We start from the raw sequence: 14,172 nt of genomic DNA, 5'->3' as shown, positions 1-14,172 counted from the left end.
TTGTCGTTATTTGGCAAACGTAAGCATTATCGAATTAAGCGCTAGCGAGTGATGATTTCCGGCCCCATCAAGAGTGTCGGTAACCAAGTGGATACCCAAGGCACATAAGTGACAATAATGAGGAAGAGGAACATGACGCCCACCCAAGGCAGTGCAGCTTTAACCACATTCATCATCGACATCTTGGCTACCCCAGAGGTCACAAACAGGTTTAAGCCGACGGGCGGCGTGATCATGCCAATCTCCATGTTCACTACCATCATGATGCCGAGATGGATAGGGTCGATGCCCAATGCAATCGCAATCGGGAATACCAAGGGAGCGACGATAACCAGAAGACCCGATGGCTCCATAAACTGACCACCCACCAACAAGATCAGGTTCACGACAATCAAGAAGGTAATTGGCCCAAGCCCAGCAGACAGCATGGATTCAGTGATCATCTGCGGGATGCGCTCTTCGGTGAGTACATGTTTTAAGATAAGCGCGTTAGCAATGATGAACATCAGCATGATGGTCAGCTTACCTGCATCATACAAGGTCGCTTTGGTGTCTTTGTGGACAAAGGTTTCCACTACTTTGACTAGTACCGGTTTGGTATTGGTCTTATCCGCAAACGGCCCCATGTCACGATAGATGAAGTTGGCGATAAAAAAGGAGTACACCGCCGCCACTGCTGCCGCTTCTGTTGGGGTAAAGATCCCACCGTAGATCCCACCGAGAATAATCACCACCAACAATAAGCCCCAGCTTGCCTCTTTGGCTGCTTTCAGCGCTTCTTTCCAGCCAACAAAGGGCTGCTTGGGTAGATTTTTTATCCGCGCGGTAATGTAAATCGCGATGATCAACATTAGACCAGCCAATAAGCCTGGGACAACACCACCTAAGAACATGCGGCCAACCGAAACGTTGGTCGCCGCTGAGTACACCACCATCACAATCGAAGGGGGGATCAAAATACCCAAGGTTCCTGCGTTACAAATCACCCCCGCCGCAAACTCTTTGCTGTAGCCGTTTTTGACCATGCCCGCAATCACGATACTGCCGATGGCAACCACCGTTGCCGGAGATGAGCCCGAGAGCGCCGCAAACATCATACAGGCGACCACAGAAGCAATCGCTAAACCGCCGCGGAACCAGCCAACCATAGCAATCGCAAAACGGATGATTCGTTTAGCCACACCGCCAGTAGACATAAACGTTGAGGCGAGAATAAAAAACGGGATCGCCAATAAAGTGTAGTGGCCAGCAAACGCGTTAAACAGGGTTTGTGCAACCGAAGCTAAAGAGGCATCCGAGTGCCACAATAGGAACAAAATACTGGATAAGCCCAGCGAGATAGCAATCGGCACGCCAACAATCATCATGCCGATAACCAGAATAAATAACAGTGCAACGGCCATGGCTTACTTCTCCTTGCCTTGAGTCTTAGGCATCATTGCCTCACCCGCTTCTGAAAGCTCCGCTTTCAGTGCTTCTAAATCTTCTTCGGCTTCATGACCGGCAATCATGCGATCCAGTTTGCCAGTGAGAATTTGCCAAGCGATCTGCAGAAACCGGAAAGTCAGCAGCGCCATACCTATCGGCAGAGCGGCATAAGGGATAAAGCGCGGCAGCTTTTCATAGCGCTCACCTTCATTGAACCAATCCGCCAGAAACTGCAGCATTTCAGGCATGGGAATATCATCGGTTTCATACCATGCACGTTCGCTAATAAAGGGGTACCAGTAGTTCCAAGAACCGATCAGTAAGAGGATTGAAAATGCCAAACAGCAGGCCACAGCAACCAATGCATACAGCTTACGCAATCGTGCTGGTGCGATATTGATCAGCACATCGACACCAATATGAAAGTGGCGTTTTACCCCAAATGAAGCCCCGATAAGCACCATCCAAGCGAACATAAATACTGTTCCCTCAAGCGCCCAGAGAATGTTGTCGTTGAATAGATAACGCATGATGACGTTTGCAAAGGTCAGTAGCGTCATCGCGCCCATAAAAAACGCGATCAGAAATTCTTCAATCGAGTCGGTAAACTGGCCGACTCTCGAAAACCATGACTGTTCCATGTGATACATCGCTCTAATAGTGTGACGAACAGACAAACGGCCCCACCGTGATGGGGCCAAATAAAGGTTACTTCTGGTTAGCTGCCAGAGCGGCTTCAATCAGATCAGCACCGATGTCTTTCTCAAACTTCTGCCATACCGGTTTGAGTGCATCGACCCATTGCTGACGCTGCTCTGGAGTCAGAGTGCGTACGACACCGCCCGCTTCAATGATGTACTGCTTATTGAGCTCTTCCACTTTGTTGGATTCTGCGTTGCGCTCAATCGTGACTTCATTGAGGATCTTGGCAAACTGATCTCGAACATCTGCAGGTAAGCCATCCCACCATTTACTTGAGGTCACCACGAGGTAATCCAGAATGCCGTGGTTGGTTTCGGTGGTGCCATCTTGTACTTCAAAGTACTTTTGTCCGTAGATGTTTGACCAAGTATTTTCTTGTCCATCAATGACTTTGGTTTGTAAACCGCCGTAGGTTTCCGCAAACGACATTTTCTGTGGGTTAGCACCGATCTGCTCAAACTGAGCCACCAACACATCGGACGCTTGTACACGGAATTTCAACCCTTTGGCATCCGCAGGCACCAGAATTGGCTTGTTGGCAGAGATCTGCTTCATCCCGTTGTGCCAGAACTCCAAGCCTTTTACACCACGGCGAGTCATGGCATTTTTCAGCTCTTCGCCCTTGGCGGAACTTTGGAAACGGTCAACGGCATCCACATCTTCAAAAAGGAAAGGCAGGTCAAAAATACGGTACTTTTTGGTGAATTTTTCAAATTTAGACAGCGAAGGTGCCGCCAGTTGTACGTCGCCGTTGAGCAAGGCTTCTAACACTTTGTCATCATCGTACAGCGTTGAGTTAGGGAACACCTGCATACAGGCTTTACCGTTCATCTCTTCGTTGACGCGTTTTTCCAGCAGTGATGCCGCAATCCCTTTCGGGTGTTTGTCGGTATTGGTCACATGGCTGAACTTGATCACGATTTCGCCTGGGTCACAATTAGCGGCAGCATTAAAGCTTGTGACAGCGAGGATAGAAGCGGCAATTAGGGTAAGCGGCTTGAACATTCTTATTCTCCTTGGTTGGATTTTTCAGCCCATCATTGGACTGCGTACCCATACCAAAGCAACTTGCGCGCCATTCATTACACAAAACTAACATTTATTTAAAATCAGTAACTTGTAAAACCAGTGATGGCATTCCTCTCTTGTGTTCGAGGTTTCTGCCATAAAAAATGGGTGGAAATCCACCCATCCAATTTCAGTAATGGGTCACTTTCCACCCATACATAACCGGCCTTAGGAAGAACAACTGATCTCCAGTTTTTTCCCCCATTCTGGCGGTAACTTTGCGTAACGTTCAAACTCGGGATGCTCGGCATAAGGGCTAGCCAACACAGTGGCTAAGCGTTGCATTTCCTCAAAATCGCCTCGTTCAGCAAACTCAATTGCTTGCTGCGCAAGGTAGTTACGCAAGATGTATTTCGGGTTCACTTGGCGCATGGCTTGGCAGCGCTCACGGATGCTGATGGGTCGCCCCTCTTGACCTAACTCACGAGCAGCGCGCTCAAGATAACGGGTTAACCAGGTCTTAGCCGCTTCGCGATCTAACACCAAATCGATCACCGCCTCGTTTCCTTGCCGATCCAGACAGGAGAGCTCGCGTAAAAAGCGCGTGTAATCGGTGTGATTGTTGGCCAGTAGCGCGAAGAAATCAGCAAACAACTCGCCATCCCCCTCTTGCTGAGTCGCTAAACCAAGTTTCGCGCGCATCAAACGGCTGAAATGCAGATTGAGGCGTTCTGAATAACTCCCCAGTGCGGCTTCTAAATCATCTTTGTCGATCAAAGGTGACAGCGCATGCGCTAATGCGGAGAGGTTCCAAAGGCCAATGCGTGGCTGCTGATCAAAGGCATATCGTCCCTGATAATCCGAGTGATTACAGATGAAGTTCGGATCGTAGTCATCCAAAAAGGCAAAGGGACCATAATCAAAGGTTTCCCCGAGAATCGACATATTATCGGTATTCATCACCCCGTGGTTAAAGCCGTACGCTTGCCACTGCGCAATCATCAGTGCAGTGCGCTCAACCACTTGCGAAAACCAAGCCGCATAAGGTTTCGATGTTTGCACGCAATCTGGGAAATGCCATTCGATGACTTTATCCGCCAGTAATTTCAGGTTCGCATGCTGATCGGTGTAAAAGAAATGCTCGAAATGGCCAAACCGCACATGGGTATGGGCTAAACGTACCAAGAGTGCGCCGCGCTCTTCACGCTCTCGATAAACTGGCGTTTCACTACTCATTAGCGCTAATGCGCGGGTCGTGGCAATGCCGAGTCCTGCCATCGCTTCACTGCACAAATATTCACGAAGGGATGAACGCAGCACCGCTCGCCCATCCCCCATTCGTGAATAAGGCGTAAGCCCTGCGCCCTTGAGATGAATATCAAACACTTCGCCCTGCTTGGTCGCCATTTCCGCCAATAATAAACCGCGCCCATCGCCTAAATCGGGGTTATACACCCCAAATTGATGTCCTGCGTATTTCATCGCGACGGGAGAAAAATCAGCAGGTAGCTGCTGCCCTGACAGCGATAACAATAACTCATCATTCGGTGCTTCAGGCAAACCAAATTGTTGCGCCAAACGACTATTCCACATCCCCCAACGTACATTTTGCAAAGGCTGAGGATGAACTGGGGTATAAAAAGCTTGGGGTAACGCCGCAAAACGTCGGCTAAGATGAACAGCATTCCACACTGACATAACTAGACTCGCGATCAATGGTTTGCTCGCACGGTAGCAAATACTTGACCTTTTCACTAGGTTTTATTGTGCTGACGTTGTGGAGAAAGATAACCCGAACCTCTCGCTCAACGTCCCCTTTCTTCCTATGCTTACCAAAGGTGTTAGAAGGCAGCTCAAGTGGATAAAAACCCGCGGATAAAAAAGCCGAAGCAATCTGCTTCGGCTTTGGTGAATCTTAGGTGTTGCTATAACAGCATAAAGGTGAAGCCTAATGCCAATAAGGAAAACACCAGCGTACGACCCACAACACCTAGCGCACTAGGTTGCACCATTTCAACGTGTTCCATATCGATCTCCTCACCTTTATGTTTATGACACGGTAATGACAATATGGTGAAACTTTGAAAAATCAGCAAGAGATTGAGACGTTAATTTTTTGTGACAAAAGTGGGATGCCGCCAGTTCTTCCAAGGGATGAGCGAAATCGACTTTAGTCTCAAACTAAAGATCGACCTTGCACGCGTGAAATGGGCTACCTATACCTATATAAACCTCACTCACGATAAAGGGACAACCAATGAGAACAATGAAGGTCATGTTATTGACGCTGTTGGCGTTAATCAGCAGCAAATTGTTTGCACAAGAACCGATCCTCACGATAACCCATCAAGGGCAAACCGTTTCGGCCACTTATCAAGAACTGTTAGCCCGCAGTGATTTAACTATCGTCACCGAAACACCGTGGACACAAGGTAATACGGAGTTTAAAGGCATTTCTGCTCAGGCATTATTAGCTTGGATGGGAGTAAAACAAGCCGACCTTAAAGTGATTGCCCTAAACAAATATTGGGCCGAAATCCCTTATTCTGATATTGAGAAGTACAACCCTGTTTTCGCGATTCAAAATAATGGCAAACCGATGCAGATCCGTGACCGTGGACCAATTTGGTCAATCTATCCACTCAGTAGTAGTGGCGAGTTAGACAATGAAATACTGCACAGCCGTATGGTTTGGCAGATCAGCAGTATAGAAATCATCACTCCTTAACGACGATGAAGAAGTCTCTACTTGCATTTTTCACGCTAGTATTCGTCATGGTCTTGCTGTCAATCTGGGCCATGGTTCGCTTTACTAATACTTATAATATGCTCACCAAGTACACCCAACTGGCGGCTTGGTCTTTGGCGCAATTGGAAGTAGAGACGCTCAATTTTACTCATAGATTGGAGACTTACTTATTAAATGGCAGCCGTGAAAATCATCAAGCGATGAGTCTTAATTACGATATTTTGTGGAATCGTTTCGATCTCTTTCTAACGAGTAAAGAAACCCAAGAACTCCGACAACAACACGATGCGCAAGCCATCATTCAAGAGGTGTTCACTCAACTCAAACGCTATGAACTGGCAGTAAGTCGAGGTGATCAACCCGTACTGCAAGAATTGCTGCAGCTCCTCGAGCCCTACAATGCCCAAATCCGCAATTTAGCGATTGTCAATTTTACGGGTGAAAGTGCCAACAGCAATATCCGTATGATTAACGAGAATAAACAGCAGTTACTCTATTTCTTCGCAGCGATTCTGCTGATGTTAATCTTGCTTTCCTATATGACTTATCGTTCTGCAGATTATCAACAATTTCTCGCATGGCATGACCCACTCACTCGGCTAAAAAACCGTAACTTTATCGTTAAAAAACTAAAGAAAAGACGCCGAAATCAACAAGAACCTATCGCGCTTATCCTGTTCGATCTTAATCGATTCAAAGAGTTGAATGATACGATGGGTTACGCTTTTGGCGACCAGTTGCTGATTAACATTGCGGAATTACTTACCCAACGCTGTCGCTCATTTGCTTATCAATGCGCCCGGATTGGTGCTGATGAATTTGCCGTTTTACTGCATCCTTGTACCGGAAATGCCGACTTTTTTATCCGTAACTTGTGGAATGACTTGACCAAATTAGTACAAGAGAATGATCCGACCAAACGTTTGAGTGTCGCGATGGGCGTTGTGACCTGCCAAACCCAAGACTTCACTGAGAGCAGCTCAAAATTACGAGCGAGCAGTTTATTAAACAATGCGGATTTAGCGCTCAATATCGCCAAAAAAGCACCTGAAGGTCAGGTGGTGTACTATACGCGCGACATTGAAAGTGCTTACAACAAGAAGCGTATCCTCGCTGAGCAGCTACAGCAGTTGCTGTTAGACCCAAACCAATCGAGCTTGTATTTATCCTATCAACCTATCTTGTCGCGCGATCCTGACCGACTAGGATGTGAGGCGCTGATCCGTTGGCAGCACAGTGAGTTTGGTTATATCAATCCGCAATATCTGATCGAGATTGCCGAAGAGTATGGACTTGGTAAAAAGCTCGGGGCATGGATCATGCAGCAGGTCTATTTGGCACTACAAAATGATTGGAAACCTCACAACCGCCGATTAGATGTCTCGATCAACCTTTCCAACTCTCTGTTTGATGAAACCTTGCCAACACTCGTTACCACGATTTTTGGCCATCATGAGAATTTCCTCAATGCGATCATATTAGAACTAACTGAAACCATGACCATTGATGATTTTCCGCAAAGTCTCGCCATCATCGAGTCACTAGAAAAAATGAAAGTTCGCTTTGCACTCGATGATTTCGGAACCGGATGGTCTTCGCTCTACCAACTCAACCACCTTAAATTCAGTAAATTGAAGATAGATAAATCCTTTGTCGACAATATGAATCAAAACCAGCAACAAGCGATTTTTATTGCTTCCATCGTTAATCTCTCCCATCAACTGGGGATGCAGGTGGTGGCCGAGGGAATCGAACAGTTGGCGCAATTAGAGCAGCTCAAACAATTGGGGGTAGATGAATTTCAAGGCTACTATTTCTCTCGTCCTATCACTAAAACCGAGTTCGCCACTTTTTGCGATCACTACTTTTCCTCAGAGAATACCTCGTTATCCACGCAAATTAATGAGTAATGCATTAGCAATACAATGCAACAAGATTGAGACGCGTGCCAAAAAACAGGTAACCCTACTTGGTATGACTTCTTTTCAGTGCGGATTGGTGGTACCACATCGCCTATTGCTAGCCACTCTTTCTATGTGGCAACAAGAGGTTATATGGACAAGACACAATCTGAAGAGAAAAATCGCCGCCCACTTGCGGTCAGAGATCTGAACTTCACCAAACGTATCGCCGTTTGGTTGAGCCAAAAGCAGATCACCCCTAACCAAATTTCACTCATGAGTATTGCCTTTGCGCTGCTTGGCTGTGCCATTTTGGCCGTATATCACTACTATCCTGCCCCGCTTTGGCTCATTCTGGCGGCCTTATCGATTCAAGCGCGTTTACTGTGTAACTTGTTTGATGGCATGGTTGCCGTAGAAGGCGGCAAGAAGACCCCTGCTGGCGAATTGTTTAATGATGTACCGGATCGGATCGCCGACCCTTTGTTGATTCTTGGTGCAGGTTTTGTCACGACTTCTGCGCTGGGAATGACCTTGGCATGGCTTTGTGCGCTTCTTGCGGTGCTGACCGCCTATATTCGTGTATTGGGAGTCAGCATAGGCGGTGAAGCTGATTTTCAAGGCCCGATGGCTAAACAGCATCGCATGGCGCTGCTTACCCTCAGTTTGCTCTTTATCGCGGCACTTTCACTGTTCGATGAGCTCCCAACCTTTTTCGCATACACCATGGATCTCACCTTAATCGTCATGCTGATTGGGCTGGTACTCACGGTTTGGCGACGCTTACAGCACATTTATCAATTCCATGCGGCGCGTGCATCCTCGTCCGATCATCAAGGTAACTAGTCATGCTCAACATTCCTCAACACTCACTGCACTTGATGTTGGTGATTTTGACCATTTTAGTGGTAGGTACACTCTGTTATTTGTGGCTGTCTCGCCGCTATCCTGAACGCGATTATCTCGAATTAAAGCTGCGTATTCGTTCATGGTGGTGGATGGTTGCGATTGTGTTTGTCGTATTGCAGCTTCCACTCAACTACACGCTCTTTTTTGTAGGTTTCCTCAGTTTCATGGCACTGAAAGAGTTTCTCTCGATTGTGCCCACACGAATGACCGATCGCCGAGTGATTTTCTGGGCTTATTTGTCCATTCCATTTCAGTACTACTGGCTCTCCATCGGCTGGTACGGCATGTTCATTATCTTTATTCCAGTCTATGTATTCCTATACCTGCCTATGGTGATGGTGCTGATTGGAGATACTAAAGGTTTTATTCGCTCGGCAGGCATTATTCACTGGGCAATGATGTTGACCGTATTTTGTATCAGCCATATGGCCTACCTATTGGTGTTACCAAGCTTAAACCCAGATGCAGGTTCACTGGGTATGTTGCTGTTTTTATTGGTAATGACTCAGTTCAATGATGTTGCACAATACGTGTGGGGAAAAAGTTTTGGTAAACATAAGATCGTTCCGAAAGTCAGCCCGAATAAAACTTGGCAAGGCTTTATCGGCGGCACATTGACCGTGGTTACCGTTTCATACTTTGCAGCGCCTTATTTAACGCCACTGACCGCAGCGCAAGGGTTGGTCGGCGGAGTCATCATTGCCTTGAGTGGATTTATTGGCGATTTGGTGATTTCTTCAGTCAAGCGCGATTTGCGTATCAAAGACACCAGCCAGTTTATTCCGGGCCACGGGGGCATTCTGGACAGGGTCGATAGCTTGATGTTTACTGCTCCGCTGTTTTTCCACTACCTCTATTACTGAGGATCATATGGCGCGTATTCTGAAAGTGCTGTTTTTCCTATTGATCGTTAAACCCTTAGTTTTTATTGGGTTAGGACTCAATATTTTGCAGCGCCAAAATCTCCCTACTCAAGGTCCAATGGTGATTGCCGCCAATCACAATAGTCATTTAGATACACTCGTACTCATGGCTCTGTTTCCGCTGCATTTAATTCACCGAGTGCGCCCTGTCGCTGCAGCAGATTACTTTCTGGTGAATCCCTTTGTGGCTTGGTTATCTCTGAATATTATTGGCATCATTCCGATCCGTCGCTCCCCCTCCAGCAGTGAACGTGACGCGGTACTGCAAGCTTGCCATGAAGCTTTAGATCAAGGCGATATTCTGATTATTTTCCCAGAAGGGAGTCGTGGTGAGCCGGAAATAATGAGTGGTTTGAAAAAAGGCATTTATCATTTAGTCAAAAATCACCCGGAGCGTGCGGTATTACCTGTGGTCATGCGTGGTTTAGGGCGCGCACTACCCAAAGGTACGGCGATGTTCGTACCTTTCAATTGCGATGTGGTGATCGGTGAACCGTTAACCGGTTTTAGTGATGCAGAACATTTCGTTCAGGTCATGCAAAAAAATTACCAGCAGTTGGCGACTCACTGTATCACTCAAACCCAAGCGACTCTGGATAGCGAAACCCTCGACAGCTGAGGAATTTAACGTTTTGCTAACAAGCTCAAGCTTACAATTGCCATTTACCGTTAGAATATTTGTTCTAATCACAACACGAGTAAAAAGGCATGGAATCGCTTTTAAAAGATTTCCCTGTGATCACGAAAATCGTGGTCGCATGGGGAGAGATGGATGCGCTGCAACACGTCAATAATGTGGTCTACTTTCGCTACTTTGAAACCGCGCGAATTGATTACTTCGCTCATCTTAAGCTGATGGAAGAGTTACAACGCACTCAAATTGGCCCTGTGTTATCGGAGACACAAGCGCGTTATAAAATTCCGGTCACTTTTCCCGATACGCTGCTGATTGGTTCACGCATTACCTCTGTTCAAGCAGATCGCTTTAGCATGGAATACCAAGTGGTGAGCCAAAAACTTGGTAAAGTGACTACCGTCGGTAGCGCTACGGTTGTGATGTTTAACTTTAAAACGGGTGAGAAAGCCTTGCTACCGCCTACGGTGCCCGAAGCCATTCACACTCTACAAGGTGAATCCGTCTCTATAAACAATGCATAGACAAACCCTGTGATTGAGGTGAAAGCACGTTCCCACTTCAGGTGATAAGGGCACGGTCACCAAGCGATCAAACCCGCTTGGTGACTATCTGCAAAACAGCAGTGTCCGATACGACGTACCCAACCCTCCGCTATTTTCAAATAGTTGCTCACCAACCCAAGTCATTACGTTACATTCTGCATCCTTCAAAGTGCCTCATTCAATTGAAGATTGCGCATTTCCCAATCGGCCTATATTGTGGAGTTGTTGTTAATGGAACTAACACGATAATCCTCAGGCTAGGGAGAGAATGGATGAATACGGCACTTTTGGGACTCTTTATTCCCACCTTCTTTTTTGTTTCGATTACCCCAGGTATGAATATGACCTTGGCCCTCACTCTGGGCATGAGCGTTGGCTATCGAAGAACACTATGGATGATGGTAGGCGAACTACTGGGTGTGGCTTTGGTCGCGGTCTCCGCAGTGGTAGGCATTGCGGCGGTCATGCTGCGTTATCCAGATATCTTCACTCTGTTTAAAATCGTGGGGGCAAGCTATTTGGTGTATTTAGGTGTGCAAATGTGGCGTTCACGGGGCAAGCTGGCGATCAATATCGAGCAAGAAAACACGTACCAAGGCAGTGACTGGGGTCTATTAGTACAAGGTTTTGTGACCGCAATTGCTAACCCTAAAGGCTGGGCGTTTATGGTATCCCTACTGCCCCCTTTTATTGATCAATCGTTAAGCCTTGCTCCACAACTGACTGTATTGGTTGCCATTATTCTGCTTTCCGAATTTATCAGCATGAGTTTGTATGCCACGGGTGGAAAAGGGTTAAAGCGCTTATTAAGCCAAGCTCACCATGTCCGTTTACTCAATCGGATTGCAGGTTCGCTAATGGCTGGGGTGGGTATCTGGCTCTACTTTAGTTAGCGAATTGGCCATCCGCCCACCGTAACACGGATGGATGGCCAAACACTTACACCGCCCAAGATAATATGGGCCAACCATGCTGCTCAGCCTGAGCTTTCAAGCGCGGGCAGGGATTGACCACATACGCGAAATCGGCATGCTGACATAACGGCAGATCATTGATGGAGTCAGTATAAAAATGAACGTCGTGATAGGTTTCATTCTGCTCCGCTAACCATTGTTGTAAACGCAGCACTTTACCTTCTCGGTAGCTAGCAACGCCCTCGATGTTACCGCTGTAGCAACCGTTTTGGCTCACAAGATCAATCCCTAACGCGTGTTCAATTCCGAAACGTTGAGCGACGGTTTTCACTAAAAACGAAACAGAAGCGGAAATAATTAAGCAGGTATTACCTTGCTGCTTTAACTGCGCAATCAACTCACGAGCTTGGGCAAATTGTTTTGGAACAATCCAGCGTGACACGCACTCTTCCACCCAATCTTGCACGGTTGTACTTGGCACTTGCGCTAATGGCTGCATCGCAAAAGCAATGTATTCCGCCATATCCATCTTGCCTTGCGCGTACAGCGCCATGCGTCTTCGATCTTCTTCCACAAAATTGCGCTCCGTCGCAATGCCTTTCTCAGCAAGAAACGCATTCCAAATCATTGCGCAGTCCCCATCAATCAGGGTGTCATCCAAATCAAACACATAAAGGGGCTTGCTCATTTCAGGCTCTCACAGGTTGTACTGGCTTCAAAAAATCGTGAATGATAAAAACTCACTGTAACGCGAGAATGTGACGGTTGATAGGCTGTCCAATAGACGTAGCCGCGATTTGAAATACCTCGTGAGTTACCAAAGCTGGTCTTAAGCTTCGGCATCAAAACGGTCTACCTCAGTAAGGTCTTGATGGCTATATAAAGAATTATCCGGCGAGGAAGGTAGTCAGAAAAAGTACGCAGGTATACCGACAACTGCGTTAGCCGATGCAGCTAAAAACGGCATCGGCATAACATACACGGGACAGTTTATTCTGGCTCAGTTCACGGGTGTCTCATCACTGTTCATCGGTTCACTCAGCAGCTCATGATTAGAAATCTCACTGCTGGGTAAAGCATCGGTGACGACCTCATCACTGCTCGCCACAATGTCACTTTTGGGTGGTTGAGGGAAGCTTGTAAAATTCGTCGTCATCACTAAAACCAGTGAAAGGCAAGCCACCACCGCAGATGACAAATTGATTGGCTTTTCTTTACGCTGTGTCTGTAGCCAAGCGGGAATCCACAATGTTGTACAGAGCAGCAGAATAATCGCTGTATGCCAAACCGAGTCGCGCGTGGTCAGAAGCCAAGGTGCAGTGATAAAAATCAGTACGGTTTGCCAAGTAAAAACTTGTAATGAATGGCGGCCGAGATAGCTCAGCGGTTCATACACTAATGCCGTTGGGAAAAAGCGGATCACAACAGAGATTAAGTAGATCCATACACTCAAACTCAGTACACGCAACCAGCCAAGCTCTGGCTTACTGGATGCCGCATACACCATCTGCTTAGTAATACCCAATGGCGTTAAAAGATCGCGGTAAGCCATAAAGATAACCAAAGCTATCGCCGCACATAACCAAACCAATTTAGGGTGGAACCACGCCAACTCGCCTTGACGCTTGCAATAACCTAATGCACCACCAAAGAAAAACAGCAGTTGCCAAGCAAAAGGGTCAAAGTAACCGAGTTCAGGAATGTATTCTGCAGAAAGCCACTTAAAGAGTGGCAAAAGCATAGCGCCTTGAATCCAACCACTGCTTGCCCAAATCAGCACGCTCAGCGCAAGTACCCATTTAAGATAACCGCGACGAAACCCGTACAGTGCCAAAGGAAACAGCAACATATACATGATATAGAGTGGCAAAATTTCCAGATAGGCGGGTTTATTGAGCAGCAGGAAGCTCATCAACATGGTCATAAAAGGCATAGTAGGCAGATTACTAAAGCTGCCACCAAACACGGTGACTTGTTCAGCAAAATAGTGGCTGCCCAGCCAAAACCACAGCATAGCAATAAAGAGTCCTGCAATGTGGTATTTGTAGATAATGAACGCACGATGCCACACTTTCCCAGCCGCTTGACGGTCAGTGTATTCACGGCGGCTATAGACCATACCAGCCAGTAGTCCAGACATAAAGATGAAACCTTCCGCGGCACCAAACACGCCGACAGGTTCATGAGTAATCATTTGCAGTATGGTTGTACCGCCGCTGTACCAGATAAGATGGTTGAAGGTGATCAGCACCAACAATAATCCTCGGATACTGTCCAATGCGGGGATGCGTTTCATGGGTATCTCCCTGCGTTTTCAGTCCAATAAATTGGTAGTCACAAAAATACCAAGTCGACTAAAAATGCGGATAAGCGGTTGAATATATTGGGTAATACGGCAGGATGGTGATATCTAGTTTGGACTTACCTTTCCCTGAGCACGCGGATCCTTGCACCACCTG

At 46.9% G+C, this 14,172-nt stretch carries 13 protein-coding genes; 7 read left to right on the top strand and 6 right to left on the bottom strand.

Features of this window, described 5'->3' with window-relative positions; genetic code table 11:
- Positions 1-41 precede the first annotated feature (41 nt).
- The 4 genes from T411_RS0101285 to T411_RS0101270 form a co-directional block, all read right to left on the bottom strand.
- Positions 42-1,403 carry a TRAP transporter large permease gene (locus T411_RS0101285; protein ID WP_000257380.1) on the bottom strand — a complete coding sequence of 454 codons (1,362 nt, stop codon included), beginning with the start codon at positions 1,401-1,403 and terminating at the stop codon, positions 42-44.
- 3 nt (positions 1,404-1,406) lie between these two features.
- Entirely contained in the window at positions 1,407-2,069 is a 663-nt protein-coding gene (locus tag T411_RS0101280; RefSeq protein ID WP_000438256.1) for a TRAP transporter small permease, read from the bottom strand.
- A 67-nt stretch (positions 2,070-2,136) separates the two neighbouring features.
- Entirely contained in the window at positions 2,137-3,135 is a 999-nt protein-coding gene (gene dctP / locus T411_RS0101275) for a TRAP transporter solute-binding subunit DctP (RefSeq protein ID WP_000476112.1), read from the bottom strand.
- Positions 3,136-3,366: 231 nt separating this feature from the next.
- Positions 3,367-4,836 carry a protein adenylyltransferase SelO gene (locus T411_RS0101270; protein WP_000118043.1) on the bottom strand — a complete coding sequence of 490 codons (1,470 nt, stop codon included), beginning with the start codon at positions 4,834-4,836 and terminating at the stop codon, positions 3,367-3,369.
- Between the two features lie 568 nt (positions 4,837-5,404).
- On the opposite strand from T411_RS0101270, the gene T411_RS0101260 reads away from it, so the two are divergent.
- The 7 genes from T411_RS0101260 to T411_RS0101230 all read left to right on the top strand — a co-directional run bounded on the left by T411_RS0101260 (position 5,405) and on the right by T411_RS0101230 (position 11,692).
- Positions 5,405-5,866 (top strand): putative pterin-binding protein, encoded by a 462-nt coding sequence (locus T411_RS0101260; protein WP_000867045.1) that lies wholly within the window; start codon positions 5,405-5,407, stop codon positions 5,864-5,866.
- 98 nt (positions 5,867-5,964) lie between these two features.
- Positions 5,965-7,797 carry a putative bifunctional diguanylate cyclase/phosphodiesterase gene (locus T411_RS0101255; RefSeq protein WP_001911442.1) on the top strand — a complete coding sequence of 611 codons (1,833 nt, stop codon included), beginning with the start codon at positions 5,965-5,967 and terminating at the stop codon, positions 7,795-7,797.
- Between the two features lie 78 nt (positions 7,798-7,875).
- Positions 7,876-8,634 (top strand): CDP-alcohol phosphatidyltransferase family protein, encoded by a 759-nt coding sequence (locus tag T411_RS0101250; protein WP_001881680.1) that lies wholly within the window; start codon positions 7,876-7,878, stop codon positions 8,632-8,634.
- A gap of 2 nt (positions 8,635-8,636) precedes the next feature.
- The gene (locus T411_RS0101245) at positions 8,637-9,560 is read left to right on the top strand and encodes a phosphatidate cytidylyltransferase (RefSeq protein WP_000932201.1); all 924 of its coding nucleotides are present in this window, start codon (positions 8,637-8,639) and stop codon (positions 9,558-9,560) included.
- Between the two features lie 7 nt (positions 9,561-9,567).
- On the top strand, positions 9,568-10,239 hold the full coding sequence (locus tag T411_RS0101240; RefSeq protein ID WP_000101103.1) for a lysophospholipid acyltransferase family protein: 672 nt from the start codon (positions 9,568-9,570) through the stop codon (positions 10,237-10,239).
- 89 nt (positions 10,240-10,328) lie between these two features.
- Positions 10,329-10,778 carry an acyl-CoA thioesterase gene (locus T411_RS0101235; RefSeq protein WP_000444695.1) on the top strand — a complete coding sequence of 150 codons (450 nt, stop codon included), beginning with the start codon at positions 10,329-10,331 and terminating at the stop codon, positions 10,776-10,778.
- Positions 10,779-11,071: 293 nt separating this feature from the next.
- Complete coding sequence (locus T411_RS0101230) at positions 11,072-11,692, top strand: LysE family translocator (protein WP_001090433.1); 621 nt, start codon at positions 11,072-11,074, stop codon at positions 11,690-11,692.
- A 46-nt stretch (positions 11,693-11,738) separates the two neighbouring features.
- Here the strand turns inward: T411_RS0101230 and T411_RS0101225 are convergent, their stop codons facing one another.
- Entirely contained in the window at positions 11,739-12,401 is a 663-nt protein-coding gene (locus tag T411_RS0101225) for an HAD-IB family hydrolase (RefSeq protein WP_000042817.1), read from the bottom strand.
- 312 nt (positions 12,402-12,713) lie between these two features.
- Positions 12,714-14,009, bottom strand: coding sequence for an OpgC domain-containing protein (locus tag T411_RS0101220; protein ID WP_000822415.1), 1,296 nt, complete (start codon positions 14,007-14,009; stop codon positions 12,714-12,716).
- Positions 14,010-14,172 lie beyond the last annotated feature (163 nt).

Origin of the sequence: Vibrio cholerae ATCC 14035, from assembly GCF_000621645.1 — a bacterium.
GTDB classification, from domain to species: domain Bacteria; phylum Pseudomonadota; class Gammaproteobacteria; order Enterobacterales; family Vibrionaceae; genus Vibrio; species Vibrio cholerae.
Note: the sequence above shows the minus strand (reverse complement) of the source record. Positions and strands in the feature narration are given on the sequence as shown.